This window comes from Pseudomonas sp. UBA6315 (assembly GCF_002438125.1).
Classification (GTDB): domain Bacteria; phylum Pseudomonadota; class Gammaproteobacteria; order Pseudomonadales; family Pseudomonadaceae; genus Aquipseudomonas; species Aquipseudomonas faucium.
The window spans coordinates 24,090-41,736 of the sequence record NZ_DJTF01000176.1 but is presented as its reverse complement, the minus strand read 5'-3'; the positions used below and the strand labels follow the sequence as shown (position 1 = coordinate 41,736).

Sequence of the window (17,647 nt, the reverse complement as noted above, 5' to 3'; positions counted from 1 at the left end):
GCAGGGTGCTAAAAGCCCCTGAGCACGTGATGCTCAACAGCTTCTCGCAGCCCGCCGAAGGCACCCGCCAGCAGATCATCACCGCCGACCACGACCAGCATAAAGAAGCGCTCGTGCAGTGGCTGCTGGCCAACGAGACCTTCGACAAGGCGATCATCTTCACCAACACCCGCGCCTTGGCCGACCGCATCTACGGCCACCTGGTGGCCAAGGACGTGAAGGCCTTCGTGCTGCACGGCGAGAAGGACCAGAAGGACCGCAAGCTGGCCATCGAGCGCTTCAAGCAGGGCAGCTCCAAGGTGCTGGTGGCCACCGACGTGGCCGCCCGCGGCCTGGACATCGACGGCCTGGACCTGGTGATCAACTTCGACATGCCGCGCAGCGGCGACGAGTACGTGCACCGCATCGGCCGTACCGGCCGTGCGGGCGGCGAAGGCCTGGCGATTTCGCTGATCACCCACAATGACTGGAACCTGATGTCCAGCATCGAACGCTACCTCAAGCAGCAGTTCGAGCGCCGGGTGATCAAGGAAGTCAAAGGCACCTACAACGGGCCGAAGAAGGTCAAGGCGTCGGGCAAGGCTGCCGGCACCAAGAAGAAGAAGGTCGAGAAGAAGGGCGGCGACAAGAAGGCCACGGCCAAGCGCAAGCCCACCGCCAAGCCCAAGGCCAACGCACCACTGGCCAGCGCCGACGGCCTGGCGCCGCTGAAGAAGCGCAAGCCTGCGGCTGAGTAAGGCTTAATCGGTGCCGGCCTCTTCGCGGGGCAAGCCCGCTCCCACAGGTACACCACAGGCTTCAATGGCTGTGGTGACTTTGTGGGAGCGGGCTTGCCCCGCGAAGAGGCCGCCACTCACATCAACTATTCAGCCTTCTTCTCCGCCGTCTTCAATTCCTTGATCCGCTGATCGATCAGCTGACACTTGTCGGGCAAGTCCTTGCTGGCCGTCCCCAGCTCCATCCCCTGGAGCTCATCATTGATCTCCTTGGCCTTCTGCGGGTTCTGCTCGGTGAGCTGACTGACCAGCCCAGCCAGCTCCTCACGTTTCTGTGTCGCTTCTTCCGGCGTGCAGGCCCAGGCGGGCAGGGCGCAGAACAGGGCAGTGGCACAGGCGATGCGCAGCAGCGGTTTCATCCTTAACTACCTCCGGCAGTGGGTATGCCCGGTGGAGGTGTGCGTGGGCCGGCAAGTTCAGTGCTCGCGACCGATGGTGGCCGAGAAGAAATCGCGCGTTGTCGTAGTCCTTTTCTGAACGGCACTGAAAAGCCGTGTGGCGATCTTGATGCCTGGACCGCCCTTCACTAGCCTCGCTGTCAAACAGGAGGTATCGTATGTACAAGTGTAAATACGGAGCGTCCCATGTTCTTTGAGTGGGACGAGGCGAAAAACCAGATCAATATCCGCAAGCATGGCATCGACTTCAGCGATGTTCCGGACATGTTCAACCACCCCATGCTGATTCGCCGAGATAGTTGCGTGGAATATGGAGAGGAACGCTGGGTCAGCCTTGGCTGGTTGAAGTCACTGATAGGCGTGGTCGTTTACACGGAACGGCAAGGTGAAATCATTCGGATCATTTCCGCACGCAAAGCCACCAAATGGGAGGCCAAACATTATGACCAATACATCGAAAACTGACTGGGCGCGGCTGGCCCGGCAGGACGACAAGGATATTGATACCTCGGATATCCCCGAGCTGGGTGAAGACTTTTTCCGGCAGGCTGAGCTGCGCGTACCTGCCAAGCAAACGGTGACGATCAGGCTCGACGCCGATGTGCTCGCCTGGTTCAAGGCGCAAGGGGCGGGGTATCAGACACGGATAAACCAGTTGCTGCGCCAGTACATGCAAGCCCAGCAGCGAGATCGCTGATTCTTTCGGAACGCCGCCGATCCCCCATGTGTCCCAAGCTGTGTACCCCTTCGTCCACAGCAAGAGGCCATCGCCATGAGCACCACTTACGACTGGGACCTGATCGAGCGCTTGCTGCACGAGGTGCAGAACGGTGCCGGTCACAACTTCACGCCTCGCCCCTATGCCGAGCAGCACGCTGCGGCGCTGGCCGCCGAAGGGCAGCCGGTGGGGGACATCGACCACCTGAAAACTCGCGCCTGCGAGTACGAAAAGTTACTTTTTGAGCGCGGTTTCATTGACAGTCGGGCGCCGGAGGACGGCGGCAATGGCGAGAATTTCGTGCTCACCGAGCGCGGTTCGCGGCTGCTGAGCCTGCTGGACAGCAGCATTCCGGGCTTCGAACACCCGCGCCAGGTGCTGGACGAACAGGAAGATGGCCTGGATGAAGCCACCTTCGACCGGGTGTCTGCCAAGGCGCAGATCGCTTGAAGTCGTTTTGAGACTGGCAAGGGTGGGCCAGGAAAACCGATAATCGGTCTTTCCTGAACACTGCCGAGCCTTTGCCCATGCCATCGATCACCCTGGAGGGCCGCCCATGAGCGCGGCCCGCAAGAACCCTGACGCCTTTGCCTTCCAGGTGATGCTGGGCCTGTGCCTGCTCTGGGGTTGCCAGCAAGTCCTGATCAAGACCGCGGCGGTCGATATCGCCCCGGTGATGCAGGCCGCCCTGCGCAATGGCCTGGCCGCCGTGCTGGTGGGCCTGCTCTTGTGCTGGCGCGGTGGCTGGGGGCAAGTGGGCACGACCTGGCGCGCCGGGCTGCTGGCCGGTGGGTTGTTTGGCCTGGAGTTTCTGTTCATCGCCGAGGGCCTGAAGCTGACCTCGGCGGCGCATATGTCGGTGTTTCTCTATACCGCGCCGGTATTCACCGCCCTGGGGCTGCACTTCATGTTGCCCAGCGAGCGCCTGCGCTGGCTGCAGTGGATGGGCATCCTGCTGGCGTTCGGCGGCATTGCTACCGCGTTCGCCGGGGGTGTGTCGTTCGAGCAGATGGACGGGCGCATGCTGCTCGGCGATGCCCTGGGCGTGCTGGCTGGCCTGGCGTGGGGCGCGACCACCGTGGTGGTGCGCGGCTCGCGGCTGTCGGAGGCGCCGGTGACGCTGACGCTGTTCTACCAGTTGGCGGTGGGCTTTGCCGGGCTGTTGCTGATTGCCTTGCTCAGCGGGCAGATCGGCGAGGTGGCGATGACGCCCTTGGCGGTGGGCAGCGTGCTGTTCCAGGGGATCATGGTGTCGTTCGTCAGCTACCTGACGTGGTTCTGGTTGCTGCGCAAGTACCTGGCCTCGAACCTGGCGGTGTTTTCGTTCATCACGCCGTTGTTCGGGGTGACCTTTGGTGTGTTGCTGCTGGATGAACCGTTGAGCGTGAACTTTGTGCTCGGGGCGGTGATGGTGTTGCTGGGGGTGATCCTGGTCAGCGCCGAGCCCTGGGTGCGGCAGCAATTGCGCAGGTTTGTCGGTTGATCAGTGTTGGCCTCATCGCCGGCAAGCCGGCTCCCACAGGTCACTCACAACGCTTGAGCATTGTGGGCAGCCTGTGGGAGCCGGCTTGCCGGCGATAGGGCCGGTTCAGGCACCCCGGTTCATCAAGCTACCCGACCGGTAACCAGGGAAGCATTGGGGTTGCGGCTCCCCACAAGCACCAGCACCCCCGCCAGCCCCAGCCCAGCAGCCGCCAACACCAGCGCCGGCTGCAAGCCCCCGCTGTAATGGTTGCTCAAGGCAGCCAGCAGCGGCCCACTCAACTGCCCCAGCGCAAAGCAGGCCGTCAGCAGCCCGGCATTGCGCTGCGTCGCATGCGGCGCCAGCTCCCGCGAGCGCTGCATCACCAGCTGCATGCAGGCCAGAAACGGTGTGCCGCAGAGCACCACACCCAGCGCCAGGCCAAGCCCGCCTCCCATCAGGCAGGCCAGCACGCCCAGCCCCTGCAGCCACAAGGTGGCCGTCAACCAGGTGGACGTGCGGCCCGAGCGCCGCGCACTCACCAGCACCACGCCGAGCGCCGCAGCCACGCCGAATGCCGGCCAGAACAGGTCAGCCATCCACTGCCCGCGAAACTGCTGGTTGGCCATTTGCGACAGGAACGTGGCCGGCAGGATGTAACCCACGCCATACAACGCATACACCAGGGCCAGGCGGCCAATGCCGACGCTGCGTGTCGCCCCCGGTTGCCCGCTGCTGGGCACTACGGCGGGCTCCAGCGCACGCGGCAGCCATGGGCGCACGGCCAGCAGCATGGCCAGCGCCGCCACCGCGTATACCAACCACAACGCCGCCGAGCTCAGCCCCAGCAGGTGCGCTGCCAGTGCCAGCAGCCCGGTAACGGCGATGCCCACGCCGGGCCCGGCGAACACCAGGGCACCCAGGCGTTGGCGCTGGCTGGCATTGGCGATCTGCTGGCTGAGGCTGGTGATCATCACCAAAACCCAGGCGCTGGCCACGCCGGTGCCGAAGCGCAGCAGCAGGTGGCTCCAGAAGCCATCGGCGGCCCAGGAGGCCAGGGTCAGCAGCACGCACAGCCACAGCCCGCCCTGCAGCCGCAGCCTGACCTGACTGGGCCGGCGGGCGAACATGGCATCGGCCGCGCCGATGAAGTAGCCCAGGTAGTTGGCGGCCGCCACCAGGCCGGCAGCCGTCAGGTCGAACTGGCCCTCGGCAATCAGCTGCGGCAGTTGCGGGGTGAGGGCGAAGCGGCCGATGCCCATGGCCATCATCAAGGCCACGGCGCTGGCCAGCAGTTGTACGAGCGGCGACATGGGAATACTCCTGCGCAAACGTTGAGCGATGGATGGCAGGGTAGGGCGGATTGACTTTCAGTAAAATTGAATAATGATGATGAAGTTATTCAGTTTAGGAGAACGCCATGGAGTTCAGCCAACTGCGCATCTTCCAGGCTGTCGCCGAGGAAGGTTCGGTGACCCGCGCCGCCGAGCGGCTGCACCGGGTGCCGTCGAACCTGTCCACGCGCCTGCGCCAGCTCGAGGAGCAACTGGGCGTCGAGCTGTTCCTGCGTGAGCGCCAGCGCCTGCAGTTGTCGCCTGCAGGCAAGGTTTTGCTGGATTACGCCAACCGCCTGCAAGCGCTGCATGATGAAGCGGTGGCGGCGGTGCAGGGTGGCCAGCCGGCCGGCAACTTCGTGCTCGGCACCATGTACAGCACGGCGGCCATCCACCTGCCGGCACTGCTGGCCCGCTACCACCAGGCGTACCCGGCGGTGAACCTGCAAGTGCAGGCGGCGCCCAGTGGCGAACTGCTCGAAGGCCTGCTCAGCCATCGCCTGGATGCCGCCCTGGTGGATGGCCCGCCGAGCCTGGCCGGGCTGGATGGGGTGCGCCTGTGCGACGAGGTATTGGTGCTGATCACCAGCCCCGAGCACCCGGCGGTGCACAGTGCCCGCGAGGTGGCCGGCAAGGCGGTGTTCACCTTCCGCCAGGGCTGCTCCTACCGCATGCGCCTGGAGGCCTGGTATGCCCATGCCCACACGCCCATGGGCCGGGTGATGGAAATCGAGTCGTACCAGAGCATGTTGGCCTGCGTGATCGCTGGCGCAGGGGTGGCGCTGATGGCGCAATCAATGCTCGACAGCCTGCCAGGCCGCGACCGGGTACGCGCCCATCGCCTGCAGGCGCCGTTCGATCATGCGCAAACCTGGTTGATGTGGCGCCAGGGCATGTGCGGGGCGAATTTGCAGGCGTGGATCGATTTGCAACAAAGCGAAACGATTAACCAATCGTCGGAATGCGCCGTTTCGGCTTGATCCGCGTCAAACTCGACCCCATCTGTAGGAACAAGGGCATGCGTAATACAGGACATAGGGCTATGATCTGTATGAAACATCGCAGGATTGATTGACCGTGAGGCTGACCCGTCAAGGGGGCACTATGAAAAACCAAATGTTCAACTGGCTCCATGACTTGGCTGTCGCGCTGGGGCTCATACCACCACCCCTGCAGCCGGTGCCGATCCCGACTGATGAAGAGCAGCGCCGGCGCCAGCCGCGTCGCCGCTGAAAAAGCAAAAAGGCCGCCGCATCAGCTTCGATGCAGCGGCCTTTTCGTTTGTGCAGGTTATCAGGCCAGTTTCACGGCACCGACTTCCTTGCGCGACAGCAGGCTCACCACTACGAAACTCACCAAGCCAATTGCCAGGCTGTAGTAGATCGGCGTGTTGGCATCCAGGCCGTCCTTGAACATGAACAGCAGCGCGGTGGCAAAGCCCAGCGACATGCTGCAGATGGCCCCTGCGGTGGTCGCACGCTTCCAGAAGATCGCGCCGATCAGCGGAATCAGCATGCCGCCCACCAGCAGGTTGTAGGCCAGGGTCAGGGCGCTGATCACATCGTTCACCGCCAGGGCGATAGCCAGCACCACCAGGCCGGTGAGCAGGGTGAACAGGCGGTTGATGCCCAGGCTCGACTGCTTGCCGCCACGCAGCTTGGGCAGCAGGTCTTCGGTCAGGGTGGTCGATGCAGCCAGCAGGCCGGCACTGGCGGTCGACATCATCGCGGCCAGGGCGGCAGCCATCAGCAGGCCACGGATGCCTTCAGGCAGCTGGGTCTTGATCATCTCGGCGAAGGCGTTGTTGGGGTTGACCAGGTCCGGCATGATCACGTGCGCAGCCATGCCGATCAGGGCGCAGGCCAGGCCGTACAGCACGCAGTACACACCGGCGGTGGTACCGGCACGCTGGCAGACCTTCTCGTCACGGGCGGTGAACACCCGCTGCCAGATGTCCTGGCCGATCAAGATGCCGAAGAAGTAGATCAGGAAGTAGGTGATGATGGTGTCCCAGCCGATGCTGGTCCAGGCGAAGCTGGCCGCCGGCAGCTTGGCTACCAGGGTGTCCCAGCCACCGGCCTTGTACAGGCACACCGGCAGCAGGATGAACATCAGGCCCACGGTCTTGATCACGAACTGGACGATGTCGGTCAGGGTCAGCGACCACATGCCGCCGATGGTCGAGTACACCACCACCACACCGCCGCCAAGCAGCAGCGACATCCAGAATGGCAGGTCGAGCAGCACTTGCAGCACGGTGCCCATGGCCAGGGTCGAGGTCACGCCGATCATCAGCGCATAGGCGAGCATGATCGCCGCACTGGCCTGGCGTGCCATCGGGTTGTAGCGGCGCTCCAGTACCTGGGTCACGGTGAAGATCTTCAGGCGCAGCAGCGGTTTGGCGAGGAACAGGTTCAGGGCGATGATGCCCAGGCCCAGGGCTGCGCAGAGCCAGAAGCCGGAGATGCCGTGGACATAGCCCAGGCGCACGGTGCCGACGGTGGAAGCACCGCCCAGTACGGTGGTGGCCATGGTGCCCATGTACAGGGTCGGGCCGAGGTTGCGCCCGGCTACCAGGTAATCTTCGTGGGTTTTTGCCCGACGCATGCCATACCAGCCCAGCCCGAGCATGCCGGCGGCATAGATCATTACAACGATGATGTCCAAGGCCATTGGGGGTCTCCCGATTATCTTTATTATGGCGAGATCGACCGCCCGGGCGCGTTCACGGCGCCAGGCGGTCTTGTCTTGTGTTGGCGGGCCTCAGTGGCCCTCCCAGATGGCTCCTGCCCGGGTGTAGCAGTGTCAGCGGCGCACGACGCCCGGCAGCACGCAGAGCATTTCGAACAACAGGTTGGCACCGAGCAGCGAGGTGTTGCCGGTGGTGTCGTAAGGCGGGGAGACTTCGACCAGGTCACAACCGATCAGGTCCAGGCCGTGGCAGCCGCGAATGATCTCCATCGCCTGGATGGTGGTCAAGCCGCCGATTTCCGGGGTGCCGGTGCCAGGGGCCCAGGCCGGGTCGATGCCGTCGATGTCGAACGACAGGTACACAGGGCCGCCGCCGACTTTTTCGCGCACTTCGGCCATCAGCGGCTCCAGCGACTTGTGCCAGCACTCTTCGGCCTGGACCACGCGGAAACCCTGGCGGCGGCTCCAGTTGAAGTCGTCGGCGGTGTAGCCCTGGGCGCGCAGGCCGATCTGCACCACGCGGTCGCAATCGAGCAGGCCTTCTTCCACCGCGCGGCGGAAGGTGGTGCCGTGGGCGATCTTCTCGCCGAACATGTGGTCGTTGACGTCGGCGTGGGCGTCGATGTGCACCAGGCCGATCTTGCCGTGCTTCTTGTGCAGAGCCCGCAGGATCGGCAGGGTGATGGTGTGGTCGCCACCCAGGGTCATGGGGATGACGTTGTGCTCGACGATCTCGTCGTAGGCTTCTTCGATGATGCGCACGGCGTCGAGCAGGTTGAAGGTGTTGATCGCCACGTCACCGATGTCGGCGACCGACAGCGAATCGAACGGCGCGGCGCCGGTGGCCATGTTGTACGGGCGGATCATCACCGATTCGGCGCGGATCTGGCGTGGGCCGAAGCGGGTGCCGGAGCGCAGCGAGGTGCCGATGTCCAGGGGCACGCCGATGAACGCGGCGTCCAGGCCTTGGGCACTTTGCAGGTGGGGGAGACGGAGCATGGTGGCGATGCCGCCGAAACGCGGCATTTCGTTGCCGCCCAGTGGTTGGTGGAGAACTTTGTCCACGGTGGGCCTCATCAGTCGGTCGATTGTTTTGTTTGTTCGAACCTGTGCCGCCGCGCGCCTCGAGTGTGGTTCAGCCGGCGGGCAGGGACATTTCGGCCAAGTCTGCGCAAGGTAGTGCCTGCGACAAATCGCTACAGGCAAATACTTACTTCATGAATTTCTAAACTAACCGCCGCCGATGCGGTTAGACTGCGCGCAATCCACCCTGCGGAACCGTTGCACCATGGCCTCGACCCTGCCCGACCTGAAACTGCTGCGCATCTTCATCAGCGTGGTGCGCCACCAGGGCTTCGCCAATGCCCAGCGCGAGCTCAACCTGTCGACTTCGGCCATCAGCACCTACATGAGCCAGCTCGAAGGGGCGCTGGGCATTGTCCTGTGCCACCGCGGGCGCGGCGGCTTCAGCCTGACCAGCAAGGGCGAGCTGTTTCACCAGGAGACCTTGCGCCTGCTGGCCGAGCTGGATGGTTTCGAGCAGTACGCCGCCGCGCTCAAGGGCGAGTTGCGCGGCACGCTCAACCTCGGGGTGATCGACTCCACGGTCGGCGACCGGGCGCTGCCCTTGGCCGAGGCCATCGGCGCCTACAGCCAGGAACACCCGGCGGTGCACCTGCACCTGTCGGTGTCCAGCCCTTACGAACTGCAACTCGGCGTGCAGGACAACCGCCTCGACCTGGCCATCGGTGCGTTCTCCTCGCGCATGAGCGGCCTGGTCTACCAGCCGCTGTACCGCGAGCAGCACTGGCTGTACTGCAGCAGCCGCCACCCGCTGTACGCCGAGCGGCGCATCCCGGAGCCTGTGGTCACCCAGCAGCGCATGGTCGGGCGCGGTTACTGGAGCCAGGCGGAGCTGGCCCGGCACGGCTTCAAGCACAGCGCGGCGACGGTGGAGAGCATGGAGGCGCAGTTGATCCTGATCCTGTCCGGCGCCTACATCGGCTACCTGCCCGAACACTACGCCCAGGCCTGGGTCGACAAGGGCGACTTGCGCGTGCTTTCTCCGGCGACTTTCGGCTATCAGGCGCCATTTTCCTTGATCATCCGCCGCGGCCGTAGCCGTGAACCGTTGATCCAGACCTTCCGCGACCTGCTCAAGAGCCAGCTCAACGTCGGCTGACTTGGGCCGGTAGTGGGCATTCCGTCGGGAGAACCCACTACGCGACAAAACCTGACCTCATTCGTACTGGCGTTCTGCTAAACCTTTACTTGCCTTGATGATTTTTCCCCTCATCTATACAAGCAAGGACAGCCCAGATGCGCATGAATTTGCCTGTCACGGAGCACGAAAGAACGTTTTCCAGCGACCAGCGTCTGATTTCCACCACCGACCTCAACAGCCGCATCACCTATTGCAACGACGCGTTCGTGGCCATCAGCGGGTTCACCTACGACGAGCTGGTCGGCCAAACCCACAACCTGGTGCGCCACCCCGACATGCCGCCGTCGGTGTTCGGCCATATGTGGGAGACCATCAAGCAGGGCAAGCCGTGGATGGGCGTGGTCAAGAACCGCGCCAAGAACGGCGACTTCTACTGGGTCAGCGCCTACGTCACCGCCATCTACGAGAACGGCCGCATCAGCGGCTACGAGTCGGTGCGGTCGGTGCCCAGCCGCGAGCAGATCCGCCGCGCCGAAGCGCTGTATGCGCGGTTGCGCGGCGGGCGCCCGGCAGTGCCATGGGCGGCCCGCGTGGGGCATGGCCTGGGGCAGGGCTGGCCGTTGATCGGCGCCGGGCTGCTGTCTGCTGCAGCTTACCTGTGGTTGCCGGCCTATGCGGCGCTGGGCGTGCTGATGGCCAGCCTGCTGGTGGCCTGGTACCTGGTCGAGAACCGCCAGAGCCAGGCCATCCGCCGCACCCTCGCCGAACACCCCAAGGCCTTCACCAGCCCGCTGGTGGCCCTGACCTACAGCGACAACCCGGGCCTGCGCGGCCAGCTCGACCTGGCGATCATCAGCGAGGAAGCCCGCCTGCAAACGGCGCTGACCCGCCTGGTGGATGCGGGTATCGGGGTGAAATCGCGGGCTGCGCAGTCGGCCGGCTTGTCCGATGCCCAGGCCCAGATGCTCGACCGCCAGCGCAGCGAGACCGACCAATCGGCCACGGCCATCGCGCAAATGGCGGCGACCATCCAGGAAGTCACGCACAACGTGCAGAGCACGGCGCATGCCGCAGGCGATGCCGACCAGCTCGCCCAGCACGGCAGCGAGCTGGCGCAGCAGAGCCTCAAGGCCATGGGCAGCATGAGCGAGGCGGTGAACGACATCGGCCAGGCGGTCAATGCCCTGGCCGAGCAGACCCAGTCGATCGGCAGCGTGGTCGATACCATCACCTCGATCGCCGAGCAGACCAACCTGCTGGCGCTCAATGCCGCGATCGAGGCGGCGCGGGCGGGTGAGCAGGGCAGGGGCTTTGCGGTAGTGGCCGACGAGGTGCGCTCACTGGCCCAGCGCACGCGCACCTCCACCGAAGAAATCCACCAGATCATCGCCTCGCTGCGCAGCGGTGCCGAGCATGCGGTGAGCACGGCCAACCGCGGCGAGCAGATTTCCCGCGACAGCGTGCAGAGTGTCGAGGCGGTGCAATCGGCGCTGGCGGGTATCGCCCAGGCGGTGAGCCGCATCACCGGCATGAGCCAGCAGATGGCGACCGCCTCGGAGCAGCAGAGCCACGTGGCCGAAGACATCAACCAGCAGATCGTGCGCATTGCCCAGCTGTGCGATCAGAGTGCGGGGCAGGCCAAGCAAGGGGCGCAAATCAGCCAGGACCTCGAGCGCATGGCCGAGTACCTGCACAGCCTGGCGGAGCGGTTCAATCGCTGAGGGGTCAGGCGGGGGTTTGGTGTTGATCTCGACATCGCACACAAGCCGAGCCCCCGCAGCCCCACCGCTCTGTGGCAAACTGCGCCCCGTAAGGAGAGCCCCATGCCCAGACCCCGCTGCGAACGCTGCCAGCGCCCGCTCGATCACTGCCTTTGCCCACTGATCCCCACCCTCGACAGCCGCACCCGCGTGGTCCTGTTGCAGCACCCCAGTGAAACCGCCCACGCCCTGAACACCGCCCGCCTGGCCGCGCTTGGCCTGGTCAATGCCCAATTGCGCATCGGCGAGGTTTTCGATGATCTCGACGAATTGCTGGGCACCCCGGGATATCGGCCGGTAGTGCTATTCCCAGGCGATCAAGCCCAGGCGCTGACCGCCTATGGCGAAGCGGATGACACCCCGCTGCTGTTGATCGTGCCCGATGGCACCTGGCGCAAGGCGCGCAAGATGCTGTATCTGAACCCGCTGCTGGCGGCGTTGCCCAGGGTGACGCTGGGCCAGGTGGCACCCTCGCGCTATCGACTGCGCAAGGCGCCGGAGCCGGGGGCGGTGTCGACCCTGGAGGCGGTGGTGCAGGCGTTGAATGTGCTGGAGCAGCCCGCCAGTTTCGATGCGCTGCTGCGGCCGTTCGAGGCATTGATCGAGGGGCAGATCAAGGCCATGGGCGTGGAGACGTTCGAGCGCAATCATGGTGAAGGCTAAAGGGTGATTACACCCGTTCAGGCCCTTTCGCGGGGCAAGCCCGCTCCCACAGGCACAGCACAATTCCCAAGGAAGGTGGTGAACCTGTGGCAGCGGGCTTGCCCCGCGAAAGGGCCAGCGCAGCTACAGAGTGCTCAAGATGAAATCTCCTATAGCCTTAATTCTTGCGATAGTTGCCATACGCAGATAAATTCCCTCCGTCGCGGCAAATTCCGCGATCGGGTTTGGCGACCCGGATAACTTGGCGCAACAGCGCCCCACACGATTGCAGGCGCTTTTTTTGCGCCCGCAGCCTCGTGCCATGGCGGCTGTGCGTGGGAGACCTTCGGGTCTGCCGGGTTCCAAGTTCCCGGTTCGCCAACCTGCGTACAGCTGCCACCCAATTGTTTGGCGACGATGCGTGGCAGCTCCAACTTAACTTGGAGTTTCATGCATGCTTACCTCGAGCTTTGCATCTGAGCTTTCGCAACACTGCCGGAATTCATCAGGCCATCAGGATCATCAGCCGCCTGGCGAGTGAGCAGTGTGGGAAGTTGGATCAGCTGAAGGGGGAGGCTGGGCCAGATTAGCCGGCAGTACTGGCTTCATCGCCGGCAAGCCGGCTCCCACACGCGCTCGCGAGCAGCGGTAAACCTGTGGGAGCCGGCTTGCCGGCGATAGGGCCGGTACAGACCACTCAGCGCTCGCGCAGTGCCTCGGTCCGGGCCTTGAGCACCGGCTTGAGCAGGTAATCCAGCACGCTCTTCTGCCCGGTGATGATATCCACCGTGGCCACCATCCCCGGGATGATCAGCAGCGGCTTGTTATCCCCACCCAGGTGGTTCTTCTCGGTGCGCACCTGGATCAGGTAGAACGCATTGCCCTTGTCGTCGGTGACAGTATCGGCACCGATCAGCTCGAGCTTGGCCTTGAGCCCGCCGTAGATGGTGTAGTCGTAGGCACTGAACTTGACCATCGCCGGCTGCCCCGGGTGCAGGAACGCCACATCCTGCGGGCGCACCTTGGCCTCGATCAGCAGGTTGTCCTCGATCGGCACGATCTCCACCAGGTCACTGCCCGGCTGCACCACGCCGCCGATGGTGTTGACCTTGAGCAGCTTGACGATGCCGCGTACCGGCGACACCACCGTGGTGCGGTTGACCCGGTCGTCGATGGCGATGCTGGTGGCGGTGATCTTGGAAAGCTCAGTGCGCTTGTCGTTGAGTTCCTTGGCCGCGTCGGAGCGGAAGCTCGCGTCGGACTCCTGGATCTTGCTGCGGATCTCCGCCACCGCCGCCTCGGCCCGGGGGATGGCCAGGCTGGTGGCGTTGAGCTGGCCGCGGGCTTCGACGGTGCGCTGCTTGAGGCGCAGTATCTCCACCGGCGAGATGGCGCCCTTGCTCACCAGCGGCGAGGACATGTCCAGCTCCTGCTGCAGCAGGCCCACCGCCGAGCGGTATTGATCGACCTTGGAGCGGAATTCGGCCAGCTCCTGGGTCTTTTGCCGCAGCTGTTCGTTGAGGGTCTGCTTCTCGCTGGCCAGCCGGCGCTGGCGCGAGTCGTACAGGGAGGTTTCGTCCTCGGCCACCTGCGGCGCCTTGGCGCGCACTTCGTCAGACAGCACGAACGGGCGGCCTTCGGCTTCGGCCGACAGCCGCTCCACCTGGGCGGTCAAGGCATAGCGGTCGGCTTCGCTTTCGCCTTTGTTGGACTTGAAGCGGGTGTCATCCAGGCGCAGCAGGGTGGCGCCTTTTTCCACCATCTGCCCTTCGCGCACAAAGATTTCGGTGACGATGCCGCCCTCCAGGTTCTGCACCACCTGGACCTTGCTCGAAGGGATCGCCTTGCCTTCGCCGACGGTAACCTCGTCGAGCCTCGCCAGGCTCGCCCAGACCAGCGCCACCAGCAGCAGCGCCGCCGCCAGCCACACGGTCAGGCGCGACAGGCGTGGCGAGTCCTGCAGGGTGGCGCCGGCCAGCTCCGGCATGTAGTCGCGCTCGGCGCGCTTGTCGGAGCCTGTATGGGTACTGCGCACGTTGTGGCCGATGGACATGCAAACCTCCTAGAGCGCCGCGCCGATGCGGCCCTTGCGCAGGGCGTCGATGACCGAATCCTTCGGCCCGTCGGCGACGATCTTGCCGTTGTCCAGCACCAGCAGCCGGTCCACCAGGCTGAGCATCGAGGTGCGGTGGGTCACCAGCAGCAGGGTCTTGCCCGGCACCCAGGCCGACAGGCGCTGGCGCAGTTGTTCTTCGCTGCTGTTGTCCATGTGGCTGGTGGGTTCGTCGAGGATCAGGATCGGCGGCTCCAGCAGCAGCGCCCGGGCCAGCAGCACCGCCTGGCGCTGGCCGCCGGATAGCAGCTGGCCGCGCTCGCCCACCGGGCGCTCGAAGCCGTGCGGGTGCTGCCGGGCCAGCTCGCTGACGCCGGTCAGCTCGGCCACTTCGAGCATGCGCGCATCGCTGATGTGGCGGGCGCCCAGGGTCAGGTTGTCGCGCAGGCTGCCGGCCAGCAGCGGCAGGTCGTGGGCGACGTAGCCGAGCTGGCTGCGCAGGTCGGCGATGTCCAGTTGGCGCAGGTCGAGGTTGTCGAGCAGGACCTGGCCGTCATCGGGGTGATGAAAGCCCATCAGCAGCCGGCCCAGGGTGCTCTTGCCCGAGCCGCTGCGGCCGATGATGCCGATGCGCTCGCCAGGCTTGATGGCCAGGGTCACGTCCTGCAGCGCCGGGCTGGTTTGCCCGGGGTAGCGGAAGCTGACATGGCTCAGGGCCAGGCCGCCCTTGAGCGCGGTGTGCTCCAGCGCCTGTTGTTCGGCCTGGCGCTCCTGGGGCAGGGCCATCAGCGCGTCGGTGCTGCGCATGGTCAGTTGCGCCTGCTGGTAGCGGGTGATCAGCCCGGCGATCTGGCCAAGCGGGGCCAGCACGCGGCTGCCGAGCATGTAGCTGGCAACCAGGGCACCGACGCTGAGGTTGCCGGCGATGATGCTGTACACCCCGGCGACGATGGTGGCCATGCCGCAGAACTGCTGGATGAACAAGGTGCCGTTGCTGGCCAGCGACGACAGGTTGCGGGCGTGGGCGTCGAGCCGGGCGATGGCGCCGTTGGTGTGTTCCCACTGGTATTGGCGCTCGCTCTCGGCGCCGCAGGCCTTGAGGGTTTCCAGGCCGCCGAGGGTTTCGATCAGCAGCGCCTGGCGCACGGCGCCGAGGCTCAGGCTTTTTTCCACGGTGTCGCGCAGGCGCGCCTGGATCAGCAGGGCAAAGCCCACCGCCAGGGGGAAGGCGATCAGCGGGATCAGCACCAGCCAGCCACCGAGCAGGCCGATCACCAGCAGCATCAGGGCCACGAACGGCAGGTCGATGATGCTGGTCAGGGTCACGGCGGTGAGGAATTCGCGCAGGCCCTGGAAGTCGTGGATGCTCTGGGCGAAGCCGCCGATGGTGGCGGGCTTGGCCTTCATGGCCATGCCGGTGATGCGCTCGAATAGGGTGGCGGAGAGGATCAGGTCGGTCTTCTTGCCGGCCTGGTCCAGCAAGTGCGCACGGACCATGCGCAGCACCAGTTCGAAGGCGGTGCCGATGAACAGGCCGGCGACCAGCATCCACAAGGTCGAGAGTGCCTGGTTGGGCACCACGCGGTCGTAGGTCTGCATGACGAACAGCGGCACCATCAGGCCCAGCAGGTTGATCAGCAGGCTGGCCAGCAGGGCATCGCCGTACAGCCAGCGGGAATGGCGCAGGGTGTCGCGGAACCAGGCATCGACCCGCGGCAGCAGCGGTGCGCGCAGGTTCTCCAGGGTGTGCCGTGGCCGTGCGAACAAGGCGTGCCCGCTGTAGGCCTGGGCCAGTGCCTCGCGTTCGAGCCACTGCTCGCCGCCGCCGGCCTCGCACGGCAGCACCAGCGCCCGGCCATCCTCGCCCCAGCGCTGCAGCACGGCGCTGCGGCCATCGTTGAGCAGCAGCAGTACCGGCAGGTTGAGCGCCGAGATGGCCTCCAGCTCACGGGCCAGCACGCGCCCTTGCAGGCCGGCGCGGGCGGCCGCCCGGGGCAGCAGGTCTGCGCCCAGGCGTTGCTGGGCCAGGGGCAGGCCGCTGCTGAGGCTGGCGCGGCTGGCCGGGCAGCCATGCAGGCGGCACAGGATCAGCAAACCATCGAGCAGCGGGTCATCGACATCGGGGCGCGGCTGCGCACTTTGCATACTGGTCACGATGAACTACTCCCGCCTCGGTGGATGGGGTGTGACGCTGGGTGCGCGCGCCTGCCGCGCCGGGTGATCAGCGCATGTCGGGCAGCTTGGCCTGGTTGCGCACTTCACTCTGGGCAATGGCCTCGGGCGGCAGCGAAACGCGCTGCTTGCTCAGCAGCTCGCCCATGGTCGCCAGCACCCGGTACATCGAGAACTCCTCGGTGTAGCGCACTTCGGTATAGCGGCGGTTGGCGTTGTACAGCTCGTTTTCGCTGTCGAGCACGTCGAGCAGGGTGCGTTGGCCGAGGCCGAACTGGTCCTGGTAGGCGGCGCGTACACGCTGGGTGGTTTCGGCATATTCGCGGGCAGTCGGGGTTTGCTTGCGCGCGTTGTTCATGGCGTTCCAGGCCAGGCTGAGGTTTTCGGTCAGCTCGCGCAGGGCGTTGTTGCGCACGTCCATGGCCTGGTTGATCTTGTGGGCGTCCGACTGCAGGCGAGCCTTGTCGCTGCCGCCGCGGAACAGGTTGTAGTTGAGCTCGACGCCGGCTTGCCAGTCGTTGTTGCTGTGGCCTTTCTCGCCGCCCAGGTTGTTGTTGGCGCCGGTGGCCAGCACCGCATCCAGGCGCGGGTAGAAGGGCGACTTGGCCACTTCGTACTGCTGCTCGGCAGCGTTGACGTCAGCCTGGGCCGATTTCAGGTAGGGGTTGTTTTCCAGCATGCCCTGGCGCGCCAGGTCGAGGCCGGTGGGCACTTCGCCCTTGATCGTGACCGGGGCTTCCAGCTCGTCGGGCATGCGCCCGACCACGCTGTAGAAGTTGGCCTCGGCGTCGGCCAGGTCGACTTCGGCGGTGTCCAGGTTGTTTTCTGCCAGGGCGCGACGGGCGCGGGACTGGTCGAGGTCGGCGGTGCTGCCCACGCCGCGCTCGCTGCGCAGGCCGATCTGGTCGTTGAAGCGCATGTGCGCTTGCAGGTTGTTCTTGGCCAGGGTTACCAGCTCACGGCGCTTGAGTACTTCCAGGTACACCTCGATGGCGCGCAGGGCCACGGTTTCGGCAGTGGCCTGGGTGTAGTAGGCGCGCGAGTTGACCACCGCTTCGGTGCGGCCGACTTCGTTAGGGGTGTTGAAACCGTCGAACAGCATCTGCCGCAGGCGCAGCTCCGACTGGGTGTAGTTGAGGGTTTCCTTGCCGTGGTTGCTGGTGCCATCGGGGTTCACGGTGCGGGTGTTGAGGTTGTCCGAGCGCTGACGGCCATAGCCGGCAACCAGGTCCACCGAGGGGTAGTAACCGCCACGCGCGAATTTCACGTCTTCGTCGGCCGACAGCCGGCTGTTACGGCTGGCGCTGATCTCCGGGTGATGGTCCACGGCGTTCTGGACGGCTTCGTTGAGTGACATCGCCTGAACGTTGGCGCACGCCATGGCCAACAGAATTGCACTGGTGATGGGGTTGAAAACGCGCATGGGGTACTTCTCCCTGGTCTTTAAAAGGTGCTGCTGTTCGTCAAAAAAGTGACG

General features: G+C 65.1%; 17 protein-coding genes. 10 read left to right on the top strand and 7 right to left on the bottom strand.

The genetic code is table 11. The features are described from left to right. A partial coding sequence (locus B3E94_RS20630) for a helicase-related protein (protein ID WP_286914952.1) occupies nucleotides 1-737 on the top strand: 737 nt, incomplete at its 5' end. Nucleotides 738-862: 125 nt separating this feature from the next. Here the strand turns inward: B3E94_RS20630 and B3E94_RS20625 are convergent. After that, a complete protein-coding gene (locus B3E94_RS20625; RefSeq protein ID WP_236237609.1) occupies nucleotides 863-1,135 on the bottom strand; it encodes a hypothetical protein in 273 nt (90 codons plus the stop codon). Nucleotides 1,136-1,360: 225 nt separating this feature from the next. Here B3E94_RS20625 and B3E94_RS20620 point away from each other — a divergent pair, with 225 nt between their 5' ends. The 4 genes from B3E94_RS20620 to B3E94_RS20605 all read left to right on the top strand — a co-directional run bounded on the left by B3E94_RS20620 (nucleotide 1,361) and on the right by B3E94_RS20605 (nucleotide 3,375). Further along, nucleotides 1,361-1,639: a BrnT family toxin gene (locus B3E94_RS20620; protein ID WP_176517760.1), complete on the top strand. Its 279-nt coding sequence runs from the start codon at nucleotides 1,361-1,363 to the stop codon at nucleotides 1,637-1,639. Then, on the top strand, nucleotides 1,617-1,871 hold the full coding sequence (locus B3E94_RS20615; RefSeq protein WP_176517761.1) for a BrnA antitoxin family protein: 255 nt from the start codon (nucleotides 1,617-1,619) through the stop codon (nucleotides 1,869-1,871). Before B3E94_RS20620 ends, B3E94_RS20615 begins: the two co-directional genes overlap by 23 nt. A 75-nt stretch (nucleotides 1,872-1,946) precedes the next feature. Continuing rightward, nucleotides 1,947-2,342: a transcriptional regulator gene (locus tag B3E94_RS20610; protein WP_286914949.1), complete on the top strand. Its 396-nt coding sequence runs from the start codon at nucleotides 1,947-1,949 to the stop codon at nucleotides 2,340-2,342. Between the two features lie 106 nt (nucleotides 2,343-2,448). Continuing rightward, nucleotides 2,449-3,375 (top strand): DMT family transporter, encoded by a 927-nt coding sequence (locus tag B3E94_RS20605; protein WP_176517763.1) that lies wholly within the window; start codon nucleotides 2,449-2,451, stop codon nucleotides 3,373-3,375. Between the two features lie 122 nt (nucleotides 3,376-3,497). Here the strand turns inward: B3E94_RS20605 and B3E94_RS20600 are convergent, their stop codons facing one another. Then, nucleotides 3,498-4,667, bottom strand: coding sequence for a YbfB/YjiJ family MFS transporter (locus B3E94_RS20600; RefSeq protein ID WP_286914947.1), 1,170 nt, complete (start codon nucleotides 4,665-4,667; stop codon nucleotides 3,498-3,500). A 107-nt stretch (nucleotides 4,668-4,774) separates the two neighbouring features. Here B3E94_RS20600 and ptrR point away from each other — a divergent pair, with 107 nt between their 5' ends. Together ptrR and B3E94_RS20590 are read left to right on the top strand one after the other, a co-directional pair. Beyond that, nucleotides 4,775-5,668, top strand: a complete 894-nt coding sequence (gene ptrR / locus B3E94_RS20595; protein ID WP_236237606.1) for a putrescine utilization regulator PtrR — start codon at nucleotides 4,775-4,777, stop codon at nucleotides 5,666-5,668. Between the two features lie 124 nt (nucleotides 5,669-5,792). Continuing rightward, the gene (locus B3E94_RS20590; protein WP_008090807.1) at nucleotides 5,793-5,921 is read left to right on the top strand and encodes a PA1414 family protein; all 129 of its coding nucleotides are present in this window, start codon (nucleotides 5,793-5,795) and stop codon (nucleotides 5,919-5,921) included. A gap of 60 nt (nucleotides 5,922-5,981) precedes the next feature. Here the strand turns inward: B3E94_RS20590 and B3E94_RS20585 are convergent, their stop codons facing one another. Next, complete coding sequence (locus B3E94_RS20585) at nucleotides 5,982-7,361, bottom strand: sodium:solute symporter (RefSeq protein ID WP_286914946.1); 1,380 nt, start codon at nucleotides 7,359-7,361, stop codon at nucleotides 5,982-5,984. Nucleotides 7,362-7,493: 132 nt separating this feature from the next. Next, entirely contained in the window at nucleotides 7,494-8,444 is a 951-nt protein-coding gene (gene speB / locus B3E94_RS20580) for an agmatinase (RefSeq protein ID WP_008090804.1), read from the bottom strand. Nucleotides 8,445-8,667: 223 nt separating this feature from the next. Between speB and B3E94_RS20575 the strand changes: the two genes are divergently transcribed. The 3 genes from B3E94_RS20575 (at nucleotide 8,668) to B3E94_RS20565 (ending at nucleotide 11,966) form a co-directional block, all read left to right on the top strand. After that, a complete protein-coding gene (locus B3E94_RS20575) occupies nucleotides 8,668-9,561 on the top strand; it encodes a LysR family transcriptional regulator (protein ID WP_176517767.1) in 894 nt (297 codons plus the stop codon). Between the two features lie 137 nt (nucleotides 9,562-9,698). Further along, nucleotides 9,699-11,264 (top strand): methyl-accepting chemotaxis protein, encoded by a 1,566-nt coding sequence (locus tag B3E94_RS20570; protein ID WP_286914945.1) that lies wholly within the window; start codon nucleotides 9,699-9,701, stop codon nucleotides 11,262-11,264. Nucleotides 11,265-11,366: 102 nt separating this feature from the next. After that, on the top strand, nucleotides 11,367-11,966 hold the full coding sequence (locus B3E94_RS20565; protein WP_286914944.1) for a tRNA-uridine aminocarboxypropyltransferase: 600 nt from the start codon (nucleotides 11,367-11,369) through the stop codon (nucleotides 11,964-11,966). 676 nt (nucleotides 11,967-12,642) lie between these two features. Here the strand turns inward: B3E94_RS20565 and B3E94_RS20560 are convergent. From B3E94_RS20560 to B3E94_RS20550, 3 genes are all read right to left on the bottom strand, one after another. Next, entirely contained in the window at nucleotides 12,643-13,998 is a 1,356-nt protein-coding gene (locus tag B3E94_RS20560) for an HlyD family type I secretion periplasmic adaptor subunit (protein WP_286914943.1), read from the bottom strand. Nucleotides 13,999-14,007: 9 nt separating this feature from the next. Continuing rightward, complete coding sequence (locus B3E94_RS20555; RefSeq protein WP_176517773.1) at nucleotides 14,008-16,143, bottom strand: type I secretion system permease/ATPase; 2,136 nt, start codon at nucleotides 16,141-16,143, stop codon at nucleotides 14,008-14,010. A 76-nt stretch (nucleotides 16,144-16,219) separates the two neighbouring features. Then, nucleotides 16,220-17,593 carry a TolC family outer membrane protein gene (locus B3E94_RS20550; RefSeq protein WP_286914941.1) on the bottom strand — a complete coding sequence of 458 codons (1,374 nt, stop codon included), beginning with the start codon at nucleotides 17,591-17,593 and terminating at the stop codon, nucleotides 16,220-16,222. Nucleotides 17,594-17,647: the final 54 nt, after the last annotated feature.

Bases quoted from the DNA above. Each gene is read 5' to 3' on its own strand.
- B3E94_RS20615 (WP_176517761.1), top strand. From the start codon at position 1,617: ATGACCAATACATCGAAAACTGACTGGGCGCGGCTGGCCCGGCAGGAC.
- B3E94_RS20550 (WP_286914941.1), bottom strand. From the start codon at position 17,593: ATGCGCGTTTTCAACCCCATCACCAGTGCAATTCTGTTGGCCATGGCG.
- B3E94_RS20610 (WP_286914949.1), top strand. From the start codon at position 1,947: ATGAGCACCACTTACGACTGGGACCTGATCGAGCGCTTGCTGCACGAG.
- B3E94_RS20570 (WP_286914945.1), top strand. From the start codon at position 9,699: ATGCGCATGAATTTGCCTGTCACGGAGCACGAAAGAACGTTTTCCAGC.
- B3E94_RS20605 (WP_176517763.1), top strand. From the start codon at position 2,449: ATGAGCGCGGCCCGCAAGAACCCTGACGCCTTTGCCTTCCAGGTGATG.
- ptrR (WP_236237606.1), top strand. From the start codon at position 4,775: ATGGAGTTCAGCCAACTGCGCATCTTCCAGGCTGTCGCCGAGGAAGGT.
- B3E94_RS20560 (WP_286914943.1), bottom strand. From the start codon at position 13,998: ATGTCCATCGGCCACAACGTGCGCAGTACCCATACAGGCTCCGACAAG.
- B3E94_RS20590 (WP_008090807.1), top strand. From the start codon at position 5,793: ATGAAAAACCAAATGTTCAACTGGCTCCATGACTTGGCTGTCGCGCTG.
- B3E94_RS20555 (WP_176517773.1), bottom strand. From the start codon at position 16,143: ATGCAAAGTGCGCAGCCGCGCCCCGATGTCGATGACCCGCTGCTCGAT.
- B3E94_RS20600 (WP_286914947.1), bottom strand. From the start codon at position 4,667: ATGTCGCCGCTCGTACAACTGCTGGCCAGCGCCGTGGCCTTGATGATG.
- B3E94_RS20625 (WP_236237609.1), bottom strand. From the start codon at position 1,135: ATGAAACCGCTGCTGCGCATCGCCTGTGCCACTGCCCTGTTCTGCGCC.
- B3E94_RS20575 (WP_176517767.1), top strand. From the start codon at position 8,668: ATGGCCTCGACCCTGCCCGACCTGAAACTGCTGCGCATCTTCATCAGC.
- B3E94_RS20565 (WP_286914944.1), top strand. From the start codon at position 11,367: ATGCCCAGACCCCGCTGCGAACGCTGCCAGCGCCCGCTCGATCACTGC.
- B3E94_RS20620 (WP_176517760.1), top strand. From the start codon at position 1,361: ATGTTCTTTGAGTGGGACGAGGCGAAAAACCAGATCAATATCCGCAAG.
- B3E94_RS20585 (WP_286914946.1), bottom strand. From the start codon at position 7,361: ATGGCCTTGGACATCATCGTTGTAATGATCTATGCCGCCGGCATGCTC.